Source organism: Humibacillus xanthopallidus, from assembly GCF_006716675.1.
In the GTDB taxonomy this organism is placed as follows: domain Bacteria; phylum Actinomycetota; class Actinomycetes; order Actinomycetales; family Dermatophilaceae; genus Humibacillus; species Humibacillus xanthopallidus_B.
In genome coordinates this window covers 355,769-373,990 of record NZ_VFPM01000003.1, presented here as the reverse complement: position 1 = coordinate 373,990, position 18,222 = coordinate 355,769, and the positions used below count along the sequence as shown (strand labels likewise).

16 protein-coding genes are annotated in these 18,222 nt (G+C 71.4%); 3 read left to right on the top strand and 13 right to left on the bottom strand.

The window, feature by feature from the left end; genetic code table 11:
- Nucleotides 1-195: 195 nt before the first annotated feature.
- Nucleotides 196-1,548, bottom strand: coding sequence for a histidine--tRNA ligase (hisS, locus tag FBY41_RS16825; protein WP_260439855.1), 1,353 nt, complete (start codon nt 1,546-1,548; stop codon nt 196-198).
- Nucleotides 1,545-2,246: an MBL fold metallo-hydrolase gene (locus FBY41_RS16820; RefSeq protein WP_141845432.1), complete on the bottom strand. Its 702-nt coding sequence runs from the start codon at nt 2,244-2,246 to the stop codon at nt 1,545-1,547. The genes hisS and FBY41_RS16820 overlap by 4 nt, the downstream gene beginning before the upstream one ends.
- 184 nt (nt 2,247-2,430) lie before the next feature.
- On the opposite strand from FBY41_RS16820, the gene FBY41_RS16815 reads away from it, so the two are divergent.
- On the top strand, nt 2,431-3,285 hold the full coding sequence (locus tag FBY41_RS16815) for a peptidylprolyl isomerase (protein WP_141845431.1): 855 nt from the start codon (nt 2,431-2,433) through the stop codon (nt 3,283-3,285).
- On the top strand, nt 3,282-5,018 hold the full coding sequence (locus tag FBY41_RS16810) for a DUF349 domain-containing protein (protein ID WP_260439854.1): 1,737 nt from the start codon (nt 3,282-3,284) through the stop codon (nt 5,016-5,018). The genes FBY41_RS16815 and FBY41_RS16810 overlap by 4 nt, the downstream gene beginning before the upstream one ends.
- Before the next feature lie 62 nt (nt 5,019-5,080).
- Here the strand turns inward: FBY41_RS16810 and FBY41_RS16805 are convergent, their stop codons facing one another.
- The 10 genes from FBY41_RS16805 to pdxT all read right to left on the bottom strand — a co-directional run bounded on the left by FBY41_RS16805 (nt 5,081) and on the right by pdxT (nt 15,745).
- Entirely contained in the window at nt 5,081-7,387 is a 2,307-nt protein-coding gene (locus FBY41_RS16805) for a RelA/SpoT family protein (protein WP_141845430.1), read from the bottom strand.
- A gap of 28 nt (nt 7,388-7,415) precedes the next feature.
- On the bottom strand, nt 7,416-7,931 hold the full coding sequence (locus FBY41_RS16800; protein ID WP_141846240.1) for an adenine phosphoribosyltransferase: 516 nt from the start codon (nt 7,929-7,931) through the stop codon (nt 7,416-7,418).
- A gap of 14 nt (nt 7,932-7,945) precedes the next feature.
- Nucleotides 7,946-9,106 carry a protein translocase subunit SecF gene (gene secF / locus FBY41_RS16795; RefSeq protein ID WP_141846236.1) on the bottom strand — a complete coding sequence of 387 codons (1,161 nt, stop codon included), beginning with the start codon at nt 9,104-9,106 and terminating at the stop codon, nt 7,946-7,948.
- Nucleotides 9,107-9,108: 2 nt separating this feature from the next.
- Nucleotides 9,109-11,049: a protein translocase subunit SecD gene (secD, locus tag FBY41_RS16790; RefSeq protein WP_141845429.1), complete on the bottom strand. Its 1,941-nt coding sequence runs from the start codon at nt 11,047-11,049 to the stop codon at nt 9,109-9,111.
- Between the two features lie 7 nt (nt 11,050-11,056).
- A complete protein-coding gene (gene yajC, locus FBY41_RS23650) occupies nt 11,057-11,500 on the bottom strand; it encodes a preprotein translocase subunit YajC (RefSeq protein ID WP_221629328.1) in 444 nt (147 codons plus the stop codon).
- Between the two features lie 266 nt (nt 11,501-11,766).
- Nucleotides 11,767-12,975, bottom strand: coding sequence for a Holliday junction branch migration DNA helicase RuvB (gene ruvB, locus FBY41_RS16780; protein ID WP_260439853.1), 1,209 nt, complete (start codon nt 12,973-12,975; stop codon nt 11,767-11,769).
- A complete protein-coding gene (gene ruvA / locus FBY41_RS16775; RefSeq protein ID WP_141845428.1) occupies nt 12,972-13,574 on the bottom strand; it encodes a Holliday junction branch migration protein RuvA in 603 nt (200 codons plus the stop codon). Before ruvA ends, ruvB begins: the two co-directional genes overlap by 4 nt.
- On the bottom strand, nt 13,571-14,173 hold the full coding sequence (gene ruvC, locus FBY41_RS16770; protein ID WP_141845427.1) for a crossover junction endodeoxyribonuclease RuvC: 603 nt from the start codon (nt 14,171-14,173) through the stop codon (nt 13,571-13,573). The genes ruvA and ruvC overlap by 4 nt, the downstream gene beginning before the upstream one ends.
- 160 nt (nt 14,174-14,333) lie before the next feature.
- Nucleotides 14,334-15,095 (bottom strand): YebC/PmpR family DNA-binding transcriptional regulator, encoded by a 762-nt coding sequence (locus tag FBY41_RS16765; RefSeq protein WP_141845426.1) that lies wholly within the window; start codon nt 15,093-15,095, stop codon nt 14,334-14,336.
- Complete coding sequence (gene pdxT, locus FBY41_RS16760; protein WP_141845425.1) at nt 15,092-15,745, bottom strand: pyridoxal 5'-phosphate synthase glutaminase subunit PdxT; 654 nt, start codon at nt 15,743-15,745, stop codon at nt 15,092-15,094. The genes FBY41_RS16765 and pdxT overlap by 4 nt, the downstream gene beginning before the upstream one ends.
- Before the next feature lie 131 nt (nt 15,746-15,876).
- On the opposite strand from pdxT, the gene kynU reads away from it, so the two are divergent.
- Nucleotides 15,877-17,130: a kynureninase gene (kynU, locus tag FBY41_RS16755; RefSeq protein WP_141845424.1), complete on the top strand. Its 1,254-nt coding sequence runs from the start codon at nt 15,877-15,879 to the stop codon at nt 17,128-17,130.
- Nucleotides 17,131-17,140: 10 nt separating this feature from the next.
- Here the strand turns inward: kynU and FBY41_RS16750 are convergent, their stop codons facing one another.
- A complete protein-coding gene (locus FBY41_RS16750) occupies nt 17,141-18,163 on the bottom strand; it encodes a DUF4037 domain-containing protein (RefSeq protein WP_141845423.1) in 1,023 nt (340 codons plus the stop codon).
- Between the last annotated feature and the right edge of the window lie 59 nt (nt 18,164-18,222).

Below are 18,222 nucleotides of genomic sequence, written 5' to 3'. Positions count from 1 at the left end.
TCGAGTGCCCACTTCCAAGCAGCCCGGCCCATTCGAGTGCTCATCTCTCGACGCCCCGGCATGTCGAGAACTGGGCACTCGACGAGAGGGGTGCGGGCCGGGCGGGCACCTCCGAGGTCGAGTGCTCATCTCTCGACGCCCCGGCATGTTGAGAACTGGGCACTCGACGAGGGGGGGGTCGGGCTTTGGGGGTTATCAGGGGGTGTCGGTGCGGGTGACCTGGGGGTGGAGGTCCTCGGCCGGAGGGGTCCACGTCGCGGGGTCTGCGGGCACCTGCTCACCGGAGCGGATGTCCTTGACCTCGCCGTGCTCCCCCGCTGCGGGGAACCACACGAAGGGGATGCCGCGCCGCTCGGCGTAGCGGATCTGCTTGCCGAACTTGGCGGCGCTCGGCGCCACCTCGCAGGCGATACCACGGCGGCGCAACGCCGTCGCGATCTCGACGGCCTCGTGCCGCGCCTCGTCGTCGGTGAGCGCGACGAGCACGGCGGCAGGCGTGGACCGCGAGGCGGTGACGAGCCCGCGCCCGATGAGCAGGCCCAGGATGCGGGTGACGCCGATCGAGATGCCGACGCCCGGGTAGGTCGTACGGCCATCGCTCGCCAGGGCGTCGTAGCGGCCGCCGGAGCAGAACGAGCCCCAGTCCTCGTGGCCGATGAACTGGGTCTCGTAGACGGTTCCCGTGTAGTAGTCGAGACCGCGGGCGATCCGCAGGTCGGCGACGAGCGTGCCCGGCGCGTTGGCCATGCCCGTGCGGATGACGTTGGCGAGGGACTCGAGACCCTCGTCGAGCAGCGGGTGCTCGACACCGAGCGCGCGCACCTGGTCGACGAAGCCCAGGTCGGTCGAGCGGATGGCGGCCAGGGCGAGGCACTGGTCGGCCTGCTCCGGCGTCGTGCCCGACTCGACGAGCAGCGCCTTGACCTTGTCGGGTCCGATCTTGTCGAGCTTGTCGACGATGCGCAGCGTGCCGATGACGTCGGTGATGCCGATGCCCTGGTAGAAGCCGTTCGGGATCTTGCGGTCGTTGACCTGGATGACGAACTCGCCGACCGGGAACTTGCTGAAGACGTCCGCGATGACGAGCGGCATCTCCGCCTCGAAGTGCGCCGAGAGCTGCCCGACGTCGACGACGTCGATGTCGGCCTGCGTGAACTCGCGGTAGCGGCCCTCCTGCGGTCGCTCGCCGCGCCAGGCCTTCTGGATCTGGTAGCGCCGGAACGGGAAGGCGAGCTTGCCGGCGTTCTCGAGCACGTAGCGCGCGAAGGGCACCGTCATGTCGAAGTGCAGACCCCAGCGCGCGTCCTCGTCACTGCCGCCGGCGAGGCGCGAGACCGCGTAGATCTCCTTGTCGGCGTCCTCGCCCTGCGCGCTGAGCCGCTCGATCGGCTCGATCGAGCGGGTCTCGATCGAGCTGAAGCCGTGCAGCTCGAAGGTCTCGCGGATGACGTCGAGGAAGCGCTGCTCGACGATGCGCTCGGACGGGAGGTACTCCGGGAAACCGCTGATCGGGGTGACCTTCACGGCGGGACGGGACGGGGTGCTCACGCGGACAGGTCCTTCAGGTAGGGGTTGGTCAGGCGTTCGTGGGCCATCGTCGTGGCCTGGTAGTGGCCGGGCAGCACGAGGGTCGTGTCGGGCAGGGGCAGCACGACGTCGCGCAGGCTGCGCTGCATGGCGGCCGGGTCACCGCCGGGCAGGTCCGTCCGTCCGATCGAGCCGGCGAAGAGGACGTCACCCGTCACCATCGTGCGGTCGACGTCGACCTGCTCGGCGATGCCGTCGGGCACCCGGTCGAGGCCGAACATGACGGAGCCCTCGGTGTGGCCGGGCGCGTGCAGCACGTCGACGTCGAGGCCCGCGAGGGTCAGGCGCGTGCCGTCGCCGATCTCGACGACGTTGGTCGGCTCGGTCCAGGTCGCCGCCGTGCCGAACTGCTGCTCGAGCATCGCGATGAGACCGGGGTTGCTGCGTCCGAGCAGGTCGTGGAGGCGGTAGCGGTCGTCGGCATGGATGTAGGCCGCCGTGTCGGTACCGCATACCGGTGTCACGGAGTAGACGTGGTCGACGTGACCGTGCGTCAGCAGCACGGCGGCCGGCCGCAGCCGTTGCTCGGTCAGCACCTCGCGCAGCGTCTCGACGACGCCGATGCCGGGGTCGACGATGACGCACTCCTCCCCCGCCTGGGTGGCGAGGACGTAGCAGTTCGTGTCGAAGGCCTGGGCCGGGAACGCGATCGTCAGCACGCTGGGAGCCTAGTGCGCGAGCGTCGGGAGGCGGACGGCATACCGCGTCGGGGGGCACTCCAGCGTGCTGAGCGGGGAGATGTCACGTACTCGTGACCCCCTCCGGCACGAGCCCACCGTGCAGTGTCCATAAAATGACCGAACGCCCGGGGAGAGCCCACGCGGCCCGTTCGAGGAGAGGTTCGTGACCAAAGAGCAGGAACGCGCACGTGCGCGCCGCCGCTACGAAGAGCACCAGAAGACCGAAAAGCCCCCGGTGGGCGACGCCACGCGCGACAAGCAGGTCTTCGGCGTGATCCTCGCGGTCATCCTCGTCCTCGCTGCCGTGATCATCGTGCCGCAGTTCTTCGGGCGCGATGACACCCCCACGCCCGCCGCGGCCTCGACCACCCCGGCGACGACCCCGGCCACGGCGGCGACGGGCGCGAACGGCCTCCTCGAGGGGCAGAAGCTCGCAGCCGGCTGCACGAAGCCCCCGCCCGCGCAGACGGCCCCGAAGCAGCAGACCGCGGTGCCGGCCAAGGCGGCCGCGGCCGGCAAGACGTTCGTCGCCACGGTGAAGACGACGTGCGGCGACATGGTCTTCGAGCTCGACGGCGCGGCGGCCCCGCAGACCGTCGCGTCGTTCCTCAACCTCGCCAAGACCGGCTTCTGGGCGCCGAGCCCCTGCCACCGGGTCACGACCGAGGGCATCTACGTGCTCCAGTGCGGCGACCCCACGGGCACCGGCCAGGGCGGCCCCGGCTACACCTTCGGCATCGAGAACGCCCCCAAGGACGGCACGTACCCCACCGGGGCGCTTGCCATGGCCCGCACCCAGGACCCCAACTCCAACGGCGGCCAGTTCTTCATCACCTACAAGGAAACCCAGTTGCCCACTGACGGCGGCGGCTACACGATCTTCGGGAAGGTGACCAAGGGCCTCGACATCGTCGACAAGATCGCCGCCAACAAGGCCCTTCCGCCCACCCCGACGGACGGGACCCCGGTCTCCCCGATCAGCATCCTCAGTGTCAGCGTGACGGAGAAGAAGGCATGACGGACACCACCCAGCACCCCGGCCCGGACGACAGCGAGCGGGAGACCGCAGCGCCGACGGACACCCCGGAACAGACCGACACGCCCGACGAGGGCGCTCAGACCGGTGCCGACGCCGCAGCGGTGGAGCCGGCCGCCGCCGAGGTGGCTGATGTCCTCGAGTCGGTGGAGTCCACGGAGGCCCCCGCTGCCGAGGCACCGGTCGCCCAGGAGGCACCGGTCGCCGAGGAGGCACCGGTCGCCGAAGAGGCTCCCGTCGCCGAAGAGGCTCCCGTCGCCGGAGAGGCACCCGTCGAGGAGACTACCGAGGCGCCGGCGGAGACCCCCGTCGAGGAGGGCCCCTCCGCCGAGGAGGAGGCCCCCTCCCCCGCTGCCGTGGCTGTGCCGAAGCCGAGTGCCATCCCCACGCCCGCAGCTCTCGCTCGCACGGCGCCGCACCCGGTGGCGCCGGTCGCCCCCGCGGTCCCCGAGACCGACCACTCGGCCTCGGCTGCGTTCGGGCGCGTCGACGAGAACGGCACCGTCTTCGTGCGCACCCCCGAGGGTGAGCGCGAGGTGGGCTCCTACCCCGGCGCCACGGATGCCGAGGCCATCACCTACTTCGCCCGCAAGTACGACGAGCTGTTCGCCTCGGCGGTGCTGCTCGAGCAGCGGCTCGCCCTGCCCGAGGTGCCCTCCAAGGACGTCGCCGACGGCCTCAAGACGCTGGCTGCGCAGGTCAAGGACGCAGCCGTCGTCGGTGACCTCGACGCCCTCGCGGCCAAGCTCGACGAGATCCAGTCGGGCATCGCGAGCAAGCGCACGGTCGAGCAGCAGCACCGGGCCGAGGCCCGCGCGGCCGCAACGGCCGAGCGCGAGGCGATCGTCGCCGAGGCCGAGAGCATCGCCGGCCAGCCGGAGAGCAAGATCCAGTGGAAGACGAGCGGCGCCCGTATGCGTGAGCTGCTCGACGAGTGGAAGGCGCACCAGCGCTCCGCCACCCGACTCGACCGCGAGACCGAGTCGAACCTGTGGACCCGCTTCAGCGCGGCCCGCAACGGCTTCGACAAGGCGCGTCGCACCCACTTCGCGGGCCTCGACGCCGCCCACGGAGAGGCCAAGGCCACGAAGGAGCGCCTCGTCGCCGAGGCCGAGCGCCTCGCCTCGAGCACCGACTGGGCCGCGACAGCCGGCGCGTTCAAGCGCCTCATGGACGAGTGGCGCCGAGCCGGCCGGGCGAGCCGGGCCGACGACGACCGCCTCTGGAGCCGCTTCAAGGCGGCCCAGGACAGCTTCTTCGCCGCCAAGGACGAGGTCGTTGCGGCCGAGGAGGAGGAGTTCAAGGGCAACCTCGCCGTCAAGGAGGCCCTGCTCGTCGAGGCCGAGGCGATCCTGCCGGTCACCGACCTCGAGAAGGCCAAGGCACAGCTGCGCGCGATCCAGGACAAGTGGGATGCGGCCGGCAAGGTGCCCCGCGCCGACATGGAGCGGGTCGAGAAGGCGATGCGCCGGGTCGAGCAGACCGTGCGCGATGCCGAGGACCGCAAGTGGAAGTCGAGCAACCCCGAGGTCGCAGCCCGTGCCCGGGCGATGGTCGACCAGCTCGAGCGCGCAGTCGCAGACCTTCAGGACGACCTCGCCAAGGCGGAGGCGTCCGGCAGCGCGAGCAAGGTGAAGAAGGCCCGCGAGGCGCTCGAGGCGCGGCAGGTCTGGCTCGACCAGGCCCGCGCCGGCGTGGCCGAGTTCGGCGGCTGACACCAGCCACCCGTCGACGAGGCCGGTCCCTGCTGGTGCAGGGGCCGGCCTCGCGCGGAGGGTCAGGGGCGCGTGCGCAGGACGGCGTCCGTCGACTTGCTGCCGTTGACGCGGTAGACGTCGAAGACCCCGTCGATCTTGCGGACCGCCTTGATGACGTGGTCGAGGTGTGCGGGGTCGCCCATCTCGAAGGTGAAGCGCGAGATCGCCACGCGGTCGCGGGAGGTCTGGACCGAGGCCGACAGGATGTTGACGTGCTGGTCGGAGAGCACGCGCGTGACGTCGCTGAGGAGGCGGTTGCGGTCGAGCGCCTCGACCTGCAGCTGCACGAGGAAAACGCTCGCCGAGCTCGGGGCCCACTCGACGTCGATGAGCCGTTCCGGGTTGGCGGTCAGCTGTGATGCGTTCGTGCAGTCGACACGGTGCACGGAGACGCCGTCGCCGCGCGTGACGAAGCCGAGGATCGGGTCACCCGGCACCGGCGTGCAGCACTTCGCGAGCTTGACCCACACGTCGGGAGTGCCGACGACGACGACGCCGGGGTCACCGGGACGCCGGCGCGAGGCCGCACGGGTCGGCACGGTCGCCTCGGCGAGGTCCTCGGTGGCGCCCTCGACGCCACCCATCGAGGCGATGACCTTGCCGACGACGTGCTGGGCGGAGACGTGGCCCTCGCCGACGGCGGCATAGAGCGCCTCGATGTCCTGGTACCGCAGGTCGGTCGCGACGGCCGTCATCGAATCGTGGCTCATGAGGCGCTGGAGCGGGAGGTTCTGCTTGCGCAGCGCCTTCGCGATCGCCTCCTTGCCCGCGTCGATGGCCTCCTCGCGCCGTTCTTTGGAGAACCACTGCTTGATCTTGTTGCGGGCCCGCGGGCTCTTGACGAACTGCAGCCAGTCACGCGAGGGGCCGGCGCCGTCCGCCTTGGAGGTGAGCACCTCGACGACGTCGCCGTTCTCGAGGGTCGACTCGAGCGGCACGAGCCGGCCGTTGACGCGCGCACCGATGCAGTGGTGGCCGACCTCGGTGTGGACGGCATACGCGAAGTCGACGGGCGTGCCCCCCACGGGCAGGGCGACGACCGAGCCCTTGGGGGTGAAGACGTAGACCTCGCTGCTGCCCATCTCGAAGCGCAGCGAGTCGAGGAACTCACCCGGGTCCTCGGTCTCGCGCTGCCAGTCGAGCAGCTGGCGCAGCCACGCCATGTCGTTCTGGGGCGTGATCTCGCCCGGCCGCGCCCCCCCGCCGTTGCCCGCGGTGTCCTTGTACTTCCAGTGGGCGGCCACGCCGTACTCGGCACGCCGGTGCATCGTGTGGGTGCGGATCTGGATCTCGACCGGCTTGCCCTGCGGGCCGATGACCGTCGTGTGCAGGGACTGGTACATGTTGAACTTCGGCATCGCGATGTAGTCCTTGAACCGGCCCGGCACCGGGTTCCACCGCGAGTGGAGGGCACCCAGCGCCGCGTAGCAGTCGCGGACCGTGTCGACGAGGACGCGGACCGCGACGAGGTCGTAGATCTCCTCGAAGTCACGGCCCCGCACGATCATCTTCTGGTAGACGGAGTAGTAGTGCTTGGGCCGGCCCGTCACGACCGCCTTGATCTTGGCGCCCGTCAGGTCGTCCATGACCTGACTGCGCACCCCGGCGAGGTACTCCTCGCGGGCCGGCGCCCGCTCGGCCACGAGCCGCACGATCTCGTCGTAGACCTTGGGGTAGAGGGTCGCGAACGCGAGGTCCTCGAGCTCCCACTTGATGGTGTTCATGCCGAGCCGGTGCGCCAGCGGGGCATAGATCTCGAGCGTCTCGTTGGCCTTGCGCTTGGCCGACTCCTCGCTGACGTAGCGCCACGTGCGGGCGTTGTGCAGCCGGTCGGCGAGCTTGATGACGAGGACCCGGATGTCGCGGGCCATCGCGATGACCATCTTGCGCACGGTCTCGGCCTGGGCGGCCTCGCCGTAGGTCACCTTGTCGAGCTTGGTCACGCCGTCGACGAGCATCGCGATCTCGTCGCCGAAGTCGGCGCGCAGCTCATCGAGGCTGTATGCCGTGTCCTCGACGGTGTCGTGCAGCAGCGCCGCCGCCAGAGTGGGCGGTGTCATGCCGAGCTCGGCGAGGATCGTCGTCACCGCGAGCGGGTGCGTGATGTACGCGTCGCCGCTCTTGCGCATCTGGCCGTCGTGCGCGCGCTCGGCGACGGCATACGCCCGCTCGATGATCGAGACGTCGGCCTTGGGGTGGTTCTGCCGCACCGCCGTCATGAGCGGCTCGAGGACAGGGTTGCCCGCGGGCCTCGTGGCCCCGAAACGGGCAAAGCGGGCTCGCACCCGCGACGGGGTGGAGAGCTCGCTGCGGACGTCCTCGCTCATGAAGAGAGTCTAGGCGCCGTGTGCAAGCTCAGACCGTCAGGATCGCGTTGACCACATGTCCGTCGAGGCGCGAGCGGCCGCCGAGGAAGGCCAGCTCGAGGACCACCTCGATCGCGGCGACGCTCGCCCCGGCCCGCTCGACGAGCTGTGCACACGCCTCGGCGGTGCCTCCGGTGGCGAGCACGTCGTCGAGGACGAGCACCCGCTGACCGGGCTCGAAGGCGTCGGTGTGCACCTCGATCTCGGCGGTGCCGTACTCCAGTGCGTACGACTCCTTGAGGGTCTCGCCCGGCAGCTTGCCGGCCTTGCGCACCGGGACCATGCCGAGACCGAGCTCGTAGGCGACCGCTGCGGCGAGGATGAACCCCCGCGCCTCGATGCCGACGAGCACGTCGACCGTGCCGCGGTAGCGCTCAGCGATGTCGCTGACGAGGGTGCCGAAGGCGGCCCCGTCGGCGAGCAGCGGCGTGAAGTCCTTGAAGACGATCCCCGGTTGGGGGAAGTCCGGGATGTCACGCAGCCTGCTCGCGACGAGGGCGGCCATGTCGCTCACGGCGGTCAGCGCTTCGACTTCGGGGCGCGCTTGGGCTGGTTGCGTGGGCCCGCCTGCGCATACCGGTGCACCGGGCGGTATGCCGCGTCGACCGGTTGCTCGTCGGCGGCACCCGTGCTGTCGGCTCCGACGACGGCCGGCTCCGGGGCGCCCTCCGGGCGCGTGCCCATGAGCGCGTCGCGGCCGGTGCCCTTGGACCCGTGACGGGCGACGTAGCGGTCGAGGTCGACCACGGCCTTGTCCTTGCGCCGGAGGTCGACGAGCAGCGGCGTCGCGATGAAGATGGACGAGTAGGCGCCGACCGCGATGCCGATGAAGAGGGCGAGCGACAGGTCGAGCAGGGTGCCCGGGCCGAGCATCGTGAAGCCGACGAAGAGGACGGCGGCGATCGGCAGCAGGGCGACGACCGTCGTGTTGATCGAGCGGACGAGGGTCTGGTTGACGGCGAGGTTGGCGGCCTGACGGTAGGTCATCCGCTTCGACGCGAAGGCCTCGGCGGTGTTCTCGCGCACCTTGTCGAAGACGACGACGGTGTCATAGAGCGAGTAGCCGAGGATCGTGAGGAAGCCGATCATCGACGACGGCGTGATCTCGAAGCCGAAGAGGGCGTAGATGCCGACCGTGATGACGAGGTCGTGCAGCAGGGCCACGAGACCCGCCACCGCCATCTTCCACGTGCGGAAGTAGAGGCCCATGACCAGCGTGACGAGCACGAGGAAGACGATCAGACCTCTGATGGCCTGTTGACTGACCGTCTCACCCCAGCTCGGACCGATGAGCGAGGCGCTGACGGCCCCCTCCTGCACCCCGAAGGTCCTGGCGAGGGCGGCGCGGGCCTCCCCGGTGCGCTCCGACGCGGCCTCCGTCTGGACCCGGACGGTGTCCTGGCCGACGACGGTCGCGACGACGTTGCCGCCGATGCCGGCCTCGCCGACAGCGGACTGCGCCTTCTGCTCATAGTCCTGGCTGTTGCTCACGCCCTGGACGCGGAACTCCGAGCCACCGCTGAACTCGATGCCGAAGTTGAGACCGCGGGCGAAGATGCCGATGAGGGCGAGGATGACGAGCACGCCGGAGATGGCGTACCACGTCTTCTGCCGGCCGATGAAGTCGATCGACCGCTTGCCGGTGTAGAGGTCGTTGCCGACCTGCGAGAAGTTCAGCATGCTCACGCCTTCCGCTGGGAGAGTCGGCTCGAACCGGCCGGCGCGGCAGCGCCCGCGGGTGCGCCGGTGCCCGTCTGGCCGGAGGCCTGGCCCGACGTCGGACGGGCCGGACCGAAGCGGCCGGCGCCGCGGTAGCGGACCTCCTCCTTCGCGCCGAGGCGCTGCGGGTCGAGCCCCGACCACTTGTGGCCGCCGCCGAAGAACTTCGTGCGGGCGAGCAGCTGGACCGTCGGGTGGGTGAAGAGGATGACGACGAGCAGGTCGATGAGCGTCGTGAGGCCGAGCGTGAACGCGAAGCCGCGAACGTTGGCCGACGCGAGGAAGTAGAGCACGGCGGCAGCGATGAAGTTCACCGTGTCGGCCGCGATGATCGTGCGTCGGGCGCGCTTCCACCCGGTCTCGACGGCCGCGACGAGCGGGCGCCCGTCACGCACCTCGTCGCGGATGCGCTCGAAGTAGACGATGAAGCTGTCGGCCGTGACACCGATGGCCACGATGAGACCGGTCACCCCCGCCATCGTCAGGCGGAAGCCGTGCGTCGTGCCGAGGACCGTCACCGCGAGGTAGGTGATGATCGAGGCCACGATGAGCGAGGCCACCGTGACGAGCCCGAGGGCGCGGTACTGGAGGAGCGAGTAGACGACGACGAGCATGAGGCCGATGAAGCCGGCGAGCAGGCCGATGCGCAGCTGCTCCTCGCCGAGCTGGGGCGTGATGTTGTCAGAGGTCTGCAGCGCGAACGAGATCGGCAGCGCACCGAACTTCAGCTGCTGGGCGAGCTGCTTGGCGGAGTCGATGGTGAACGAGCCGGTGATGGACGCGCGACCGTCGCTGATCACGGCGCGCGCCTGAGGCGCCGTGATGACCGACTTGTCGAGGACGACGGCGAACTGGTCGAGCGGCGGCTGGCTCTGGAGGCCGTAGAGACGCTTCGTGACCTCGGCGAACTTCTTGGCGCCGGCCTGGTTGAACGACAGCGCGACCTCGACGATCGAGGTGGGCTGGCCGTTGGGGCCGGGCTGGAAGCCGCTCGTCGCGTCGGCGATCTCGCTGCCGTCGATCTCGACGGGGCCGAGGACGTACTTCGTGACGCCGTCGGCGCCACAGGTCGCCATCGGCGCGTCCTTGAGGTCGGAGACGCGCTCGAGGGCGCCCGGCTTCGTGCAGTCGAGGGCGACGTACTCCTTGGCGACCTTCGCGGCGGCCTCGTCGGCCTTCGCCTTGTCCCAGCCCATCGTCACGAGACCGGAGCTGACCTGGGCCTTGACCGCGGCCTCCGTCTCGGCGGCGGTCGGAGCGGGCGCGGTGGTCGTCGGCGCGGTGGAGGCGGCAGGCGTCGTCGCGGAGGCGGTGCCCGTGGGCGTCGCCGGCGTCGTCGCCGCGCTGAGGGCGGGCGGGACCACACCGTTCTGGGCCGTCGCACTGGTCGAGGGTGTCGCGGCGGTCGGCGTGCCCGTGCCCGTCGGCGTGCCCGTCGACGTGCCGGTCGACGTGCCGGTCGAGGTGCCCGTGGGGGTGGTCGACGGCTTCACCGCGGAGCCCGGGTCGCCGTAGGCCTGGACGAAGACCGGGCGGAAACGCAGCTGCGACGGCTTGCGGATCGCGTCGAGCTGCTCGGTGGTCGGCGTGCCCGGGATGGACACGACGATGTTCTTGCCGCCCTGGGTCGCGATCTCCGCCTCGGACACGCCGTTGGCGTCGATGCGCTGGCGGATGATGTCGACGGCCTGGTCGATCTGGCCGGCGCTCACCTGCTGGCCGCTCTCGAGCACGGGCTCGAGGACCATCTCGGTGCCGCCCTCGAGGTCGAGCCCGAGACGGGGGGTCGTGGAGCCGCCGCCCCAGACGGCGAGACCGCCGGCGAGGACGCCGAGGCTCAGGATGACGACGAGCAGGCCGAGCAGGTGCCGGACTGCGGACTTCTTCGTGTTCGTGCGTGCCACGAAGGTCTCACTGACCTGACTGTGACGAGCCGGGGGTCGAACCGGGAGTCGAACCGGGAGTCGAACCGGGGGTCGAACCGGGGGTGCGGTCGGTGTCGGCGTCGTTCGTGGGGTCCACCGAGCCGGTCGCCGTGTCAGCCGAGCCGGTCGTGCCCGTCGACGTCGTGGCCGTGCCGGCGCCCGCGAGCGCGTCGCTCTGCTTCATCGCGATGGCGCGGCGGTCGACGCGGATCGTCACGCCGTCGGCGATCTCGAGCCAGCCGCTGGCGTCGTCGAGGTGCCGGATCGTGCCGAAGATGCCGGAGGACGTGATCACCTGGTCGCCGACGTTGAGGGAGCTGCTGAAGTTGCGCATCTGCTTCATCCGCTTGTTCTGGGTGTAGAACAACCAGCCGAGCAACAGCAGCGGCAGGGCGAAAATCAGCAACGAGAAAGTCCCGTTGTTGCTCATATCAGGCTCGATCCTTCGTGTCTTCGTCCGCTGCGCCGTGCGGGCACGGTGCAGCCGGGCGGGCGGCGCAGGGGGCCACCTCGAGTGAGTTCGTCGCGTCAACGACCAGGCGCACCGGATAGTGCCGCGGCAGCGGCAATGGTGCCCGCAGGAGTCTACGTGCGACGGTGCAGTTTGTCAGACTCCACGGGGGCCTCGGGACCGCTCGCTGGGTCACGTTTTGGATGCAGAACGCGGTGCCGGCGCCGGCACCGCGGGTGAGGCCGTCATCCGTCGAAGCGTCCCGACGAGTCGTCACCGAGCGGCAGGCGGGCCGACCAGAGACTCTGGGCGTCGCGGGGCGGGGTCAGGCCGAGGTGCTCCCACGCCTGGGCGGAGGCGGCCCGCCCCCGCGGGGTGCGGACCATGTAGCCCTCGCGGACGAGATAGGGCTCGGCCACGGTCTCGACGGTGTCGGGCTCCTCCCCCACCGCGACGGCCAGCGTCGACAGGCCCACCGGCCCCCCGCCGAAACGGCGGCAGAGCGCCTCGAGGACGGCCCGGTCGAGCCGGTCGAGCCCGCGTTGGTCGACGTCGAAGAGCTCGAGGGCGTGGCGGGCGGCCTTGAGGTTGACGTGGTGCTCGCCGTGCACCTGCGCCCAGTCACGCACCCGACGCAGCAGCCGGTTGGCGATGCGGGGGGTGCCGCGTGAGCGCAGGGAGATCTCGCGCACGGCGTCCTCGTCGGCGTCGACGCCCAGCAGGCGCGCGGATCGGTGGAGGATCGTCACGAGGTCGGCGGCCGCGTAGTAGTCGAGGTGCCCCGTGAAGCCGAAGCGGTCGCGCAGTGGAGCCGGAAGCAGCCCAGCCCGGGTCGTCGCCCCGACGACGGTGAAGGGCGGCAGCTCGAGCGGGATCGCGGTCGCCCCCGGACCCTTGCCGATGATGACGTCGACGCGGAAGTCCTCCATCGCGAGGTAGAGCATCTCCTCGGCCGACCGCGACATGCGGTGGATCTCGTCGAGGAAGAGCACCTCACCCTCGGCCAGCGAGGACAGCACCGAGGCGAGGTCGCCCGCGTGCTGGATCGCCGGGCCCGAGGTGATGCGGATCGGCTGCTCGAGCTCGCCCGCGACGATCATCGCGAGGGTCGTCTTGCCGAGCCCCGGTGGCCCGGAGAGCAGGACGTGGTCGGGCGGGGTGCCGCGCCGCTTGGCAGCGGTGAGCACGAGGCTCAGCTGCTCGCGCACGCGGTCCTGGCCGGGGAAGTCGTCGAGCCGCTTGGGGCGTAGCGCGACCTCGACCTGGCGCTCGTCGGTCTCGGCGTCGTCGTCGAGGCGTGCGTCGACGACCCGGGCGGTCGCATCGAACGACCCGTCGGCCCAGCGCTCGGTGTCGGTGTCGCCGACCTCGACGGCGCCGTCCCACGTGCCCGCGCCGTCCCAGCTGCCCCCGCCGTCCCCGCCGCCGCGGCCTCCGGGCGCCGCGCGGGTCATCGACCGAGCTCCTGGAGGGCGGCCCTCAGCAGCGCTGACACGCTCGCGCCCTCGGCAGCCCTGGGGGCCACGCGGTCGAGGGCGTCGTCGGCCTGGCGCACCGTCCACCCGAGGCCGACGAGCGCCTCTCTGACCTGCTCGCGCCACACCTCCCCCGTGTCGAGCGGCACTGCTGCCGACGTCGCCGCCGACCCGGGCAGCGCGCCGAGCTTGTCCTTGAGCTCGAGGACGAGACGCTCCGCGCCCTTGCGCCCGATGCCGGGCACCTTGGTCAGGGCCACGAGATCGCCCGTGCCCAGCGCGACCCGCACCGCGTCGGGCGAGTGGACGGCGAGCATCGCGAGGGCGAGGCGCGGGCCGACGCCCGACACCGTCTGGACGGTCTCGAAGACGAGCTTCTCGTCGTCGGTCGCGAAGCCGTAGAGCGTGAGGGAGTCCTCGCGCACGACGAGCGAGGTGGCGAGCTCCGCGGGCTGGCCGAGCCGCACCGACGTCGCGGTGGCCGGTGTCGTGTGCACGAGCATGCCGACGCCGCCGACACCGAGGACGAGGGTGTCGAGGCCGACCTTGAGCACGGTTCCGGACAGTGAGGCGATCATCGTGGCTGGGCTCCAGGAAGGGGTCGGGCTGAGCGGGCGCCGGGGGGCACCCGTCGGGGTATGCCGCCCGGCCGGGTCCCCGTGCGGGCGAGGACGTCGGCGCGGGCCTGGTCGAGACGGGTCTGGGTGCCGCCGCGCCAGACGTGGCAGATGGCGAGTGCGAGGGCGTCGGCGGCGTCGGCGGGCTTCGGAGCCTTGTCGAGGCCGAGCAGACGCGTGACCATCGTCGTCACCTGGGCCTTGTCGGCGCGGCCGCTGCCGCTGACCGCTGCCTTGACCTCGGTCGGGGTGTGCAGCGTGACGGGCAGCCCGAGGCGCTCGGCCATGATCATGACGATGCCGGTCACCTGGGCGGTGCCCATGACGGTCGAGACGTTGGTGTCGGCGAAGACGCGTTCGATGGCGACGCTCTCGGGCCGGTGTCGGGCGAACCAGAGGCGCATCTCGTCCTCGACGGCGACGAGCCGCTTCGGCGTCGGGTCGCCGGAGGGCGTGCGGATGACGCCGACCTCGACGAGCGTCAGCTTGCGCCCGGGCACCCCGTCGACCACCCCGACGCCGCAGCGCGTGAGCCCGGGGTCCACGGCGAGGACACGCACGGCATACCTCCTGGGTGACGGGATCGGGCTGGGAGCGAGCGGGAACCGAACAGGTGTTCGGGAGCCACGCTAACGCCGCTCCCCCGTGACGCGCAGGAGGCACGCCGTCACCGGCGTGCCTCCTCGTGAAGCGGCGAGCGAACCGCCGCTGCGCCGCGCGTCACTCCTCGTCGGCGTCGAGCTGCGCGAGCACGTCGTCGGGGATGTCGCCGTTGGCGTAGACGTTCTGCACGTCGTCGCTGTCCTCGAGGGCCTCGATGACCCGGATCATCTTCTTGGCGCCGTCGAGGTCGAGCGGCACCTGGAGGTTGGGCACGAAGGACGCCTCGGCCGAGTCGTAGTCGATGCCGGCATCCTGGATCGCCTTGCGGACCGCGACGAAGTCGGACGCCTCCGACACGATCTCCCACGTGTCGCCGTTGTCGTTGACCTCCTCGGCGCCCGCGTCGAGCACGACCTCGAGGAGGTCGTCCTCGGAGCCGGCCTCCTTGGGCACGGTGACGACACCCTTGCGGTTGAAGACGTAGGACACCGAGCCCGGGTCGGCGAGCTGTCCGCCGTTGCGCGTCAGGGCGGTGCGCACCTCGGCAGCGGCGCGGTTGCGGTTGTCGGTGAGGCACTCGATGAGCACGGCGACGCCGTTGGGGGCGTAGCCCTCGTACATGATCGTCTGCCAGTCGGACCCGCCGGACTCGGCGCCCGAGCCGCGCTTGACGGCACGGTCGATGTTGTCGTTGGGGACCGAGGTCTTCTTCGCCTTCTGGATGGCGTCGTAGAGGGTCGGGTTGCCCGCGGGGTCACCGCCGCCCTGACGGGCAGCGACCTCGATGTTCTTGATGAGCTTGGCGAAGAGCTTGCCGCGCTTGGCGTCCTTGGCCGCCTTCTGGTGCTTCGTGGTGGCCCATTTGGAGTGGCCGCTCATGCAGGTTCCCTCACGTTCCGTTGCTGGCGGTGTGATCTGACGATCTCGACGAACTCGGCGTGGACCCGGCGGTCTGCTCCCACCTCGGGGTGGAAGGACGTCGCCATGAGGTTTCCCTGCCGAACCGCGACGATCCTACCGGCGGCCGGTCCGCCGCTCACGCGCGCGAGCACCTCGACGCCGTTGCCGGCCTCCTCGACCCAGGGGGCCCGGATGAAGACGGCGTGCACGGTGCCGGCCCGCGAGGGGTCCGACCAGGCGAAGTCGAGGTCCTGCTCGAAGGAGTCGACCTGCCGGCCGAAGGCGTTGCGTCGCACCGTGATGTCGAGCCCGCCGAGGGTCTGCTGGTCGGGCCGGGCGTCGGCGATGCGGTCGGCGAGCATGATCATGCCGGCGCAGGAGCCGTAGACGGGCATGCCCGCGGCGATCCGCGCGCGGAGGGGGGCCTGGAGCTCGAAGGCGCGCACGAGCTTGTCCATGACCGTCGACTCCCCGCCGGGGATGACGAGGCCGTCGATCGCGTCGACCTCCGCCGGTCGCCGGACGGTCGACGCCTCGGCGCCGAGCTCGGTGAGGGCCGCGAGGTGCTCGCGGACGTCGCCCTGCACGGCGAGCACGCCGATGCGGGGCCGGGGACTCGCTGCTGCCATGGCCGCGAGCGTATGCCGCCCGGCGGGCTCTCCCCCAATCGGTCCCCGGCCACCCGGCTGCGTCTCGGATCGGAGACACCGCCCGCGCCCGGGCCTGACGTCAGCGGTCACTGACCGGATACGTTGCCGCTATGACGACGGTGCACACCCACGACGCCCTGACCGCACGCGCCGAGACCCTCGACGCGCAGTCGCCGCTGCACGGCACGCGCGACCGGTTCACCCTCCCCGACGGGGTGATCTACCTCGACGGCAACTCCCTCGGGGCGCTGCCCTCGGCGGTGCCGGCGGTCGTCGGCGACGTCGTGCACCGGCAGTGGGGCGAGCGGCTGATCCGGTCGTGGAACGAGTCGGACTGGTGGTCGGCCCAGACCCGCGTCGGTGACGCCATCGGGCGTCTCGTCGGCGCGGCGCCCGGCCAGGTCGTCGTCACGGACTCGACGTCGGTCAACCTCTTCAAGGCCGTCGTCGGCGCGGCCCGCCTGCGTCCGGGCCGCACCGTCGTGCTGACCGACCCCGACTCCTTCCCGACCGACCTCTACATGACCGACTCGGCAGCCCGCCTCGCCGGCCTCGAGGTGCGACGCGTCCACCCCCGCGACGCCGTGGCTGCCATCGCGGAGGCGGGTGAGGACCTCGCCCTCGCCTCGTACTCGAGCGTCGACTACCGCACGGGCGAGCTGTGGGACCTCGTCGCGATCACCGAGGCCGCCCACGCTGTCGGCGCCCTCGCCTGCTGGGACCTCTGCCACTCGGCCGGGGTCCTCGACATCCGGCTCGACGCGGACGGCGCCGACCTCGCGATCGGGTGCGGCTACAAGTACCTCAACGGCGGCCCCGGCGCCCCCGCCTTCATCTACGTCGCCGAGCGCCACCTCGCAGACTTCGACCAGCCGCTGACCGGGTGGCACGGGCACGCCCGTCCGTTCGAGATGAGCGGCACCTACGAGCCGGCGCCCGGCATCACCCGGGCCCGGGTCGGCACGCCGCCCCTGCTGTCGGTCCTGGCGCTCGAAGCAGCCCTCACGGCCTACGACGGGCTCTCCCCCGCCGACGTGCGAGCCGCGTCGCTGTCGGTGACCGGCCTGTTCATCGAGGCCCTCGACGCCCTCGGGGTCGACCTCCCCCTCGCGACGCCGCGCGACGACGACCATCGGGGCTCGCAGGTGTCGCTGCGCCACCCGCAGGCCTTCGCCGTCGTCCAGGCGCTCATCGCGCGTGGCGTCATCGGCGACTTCCGCGAGCCCGACATCATCCGGCTCGGCTTCGCCCCGCTCTACGTCACGCACGTCGACGCGGTCGCGGCGGCCGAGCACGTGCGCGCCGTCATCGCCGATCGCGAGTTCGAGCGGCCCGAGTTCACCGAGCGCGGCGCCGTCACCTGAGCGGCGACCCTCACGCTTGCGGCGGCCGGCGGCGATGGGAGTCAGTGAGCAGGTCGACGTTGTCGCTCCACTGCTCCGCCGCACCGACACCGCGCGGCAGCACCAGCACGGCCGGGTCGCGGATGCTGTCGGACACGACGGTGACGGCGTCCTCGCGCACACCCCGGTAGGGGCGGTCCCAGAACGGCGCGACGGGGTCGTCGACGGTCGGCAGCCCGACCTCGGCCTGCACGCGGCTGAGCTGCCGCAGTGCGTCGACGAGGCCCTGCTCGCGGTCGCGCCAGTCCCCGGCCGCCACCGCAGCGTGCAGTGGCGGGGTCGCCGATCCCGCTCGCGCCAGCCCGGCGAAGCTCGTGCCGAGCCACTTGGCGTAGGGCGGCCACCGACGCTCGAGCAGGTGCCCGAGGTGCAGGGCGACCCCGACGAGACGCGCCGCCACGACGCGTGACCCCAGCTCGTCGCCGCGCTCCCCCGTGCGTCCGACGAACGGCAGCTCCTGGGCGAGCCGGGCCCAGTCCGTCGCGACGACGTGGCGCCACACGTCGTCGGGATACCACTCGAGCCGCTGCCGTATGCCGTCAAGCTCGCCCGCGTGGTCGGCGAACACGACGCCCCCGGTGACCTCGAGGACGGCCTGCCCCGTCACCGACAGCCAGTCCGCAGGCGTCAGGTCGGCGGTGGGATCCACACCGAGACGCGTGACGGCGAGGTCACGAGCCGTCTGGATCTGCACGCGGTGGCGGATGACCGGGTCCCAGGTCGTCGCGAAGCGGACCGGGTGGGCCGCGAAGGTCTCCGGCAGGTGCTCCGCCAGGTGCCGGTCGACGGTCGCCACCAGCGTGGCGGGGACGAGCAGGTCGAGCCGTAGCCCCCAGTCGTGGTCGCGCGACATCGCGTCGTCGAGGCCGAGGACGTCGGAGCCGCTGCCGAGGCGAGCGGCGGCATACGGCAGCCCGGGCCAGCGGGCCTCGACGAGCGGCCTGACGACGCGCTGAAAGTAGGAGCGTGAGAGCTGCGCCCCAGTGAGGTCCACGCCCTCGATCTTGTCAGGGTGGGCGTCCCGACGCGCGTATGCCGCCGCGCCCGGTGGGG

What these genes read in the sequence shown, in the direction of transcription:
- yajC (WP_221629328.1), bottom strand. Translation starts at nt 11,500, where the DNA reads ATGAGCAACAACGGGACTTTCTCGTTGCTGATTTTCGCCCTGCCGCTG.
- pdxT (WP_141845425.1), bottom strand. Translation starts at nt 15,745, where the DNA reads ATGGCAGCAGCGAGTCCCCGGCCCCGCATCGGCGTGCTCGCCGTGCAG.
- ruvA (WP_141845428.1), bottom strand. Translation starts at nt 13,574, where the DNA reads ATGATCGCCTCACTGTCCGGAACCGTGCTCAAGGTCGGCCTCGACACC.
- FBY41_RS16765 (WP_141845426.1), bottom strand. Translation starts at nt 15,095, where the DNA reads ATGAGCGGCCACTCCAAATGGGCCACCACGAAGCACCAGAAGGCGGCC.
- ruvB (WP_260439853.1), bottom strand. Translation starts at nt 12,975, where the DNA reads ATGACCCGCGCGGCGCCCGGAGGCCGCGGCGGCGGGGACGGCGGGGGC.
- FBY41_RS16810 (WP_260439854.1), top strand. Translation starts at nt 3,282, where the DNA reads ATGACGGACACCACCCAGCACCCCGGCCCGGACGACAGCGAGCGGGAG.
- secF (WP_141846236.1), bottom strand. Translation starts at nt 9,106, where the DNA reads ATGCTGAACTTCTCGCAGGTCGGCAACGACCTCTACACCGGCAAGCGG.
- kynU (WP_141845424.1), top strand. Translation starts at nt 15,877, where the DNA reads ATGACGACGGTGCACACCCACGACGCCCTGACCGCACGCGCCGAGACC.
- FBY41_RS16805 (WP_141845430.1), bottom strand. Translation starts at nt 7,387, where the DNA reads ATGAGCGAGGACGTCCGCAGCGAGCTCTCCACCCCGTCGCGGGTGCGA.
- FBY41_RS16800 (WP_141846240.1), bottom strand. Translation starts at nt 7,931, where the DNA reads ATGGCCGCCCTCGTCGCGAGCAGGCTGCGTGACATCCCGGACTTCCCC.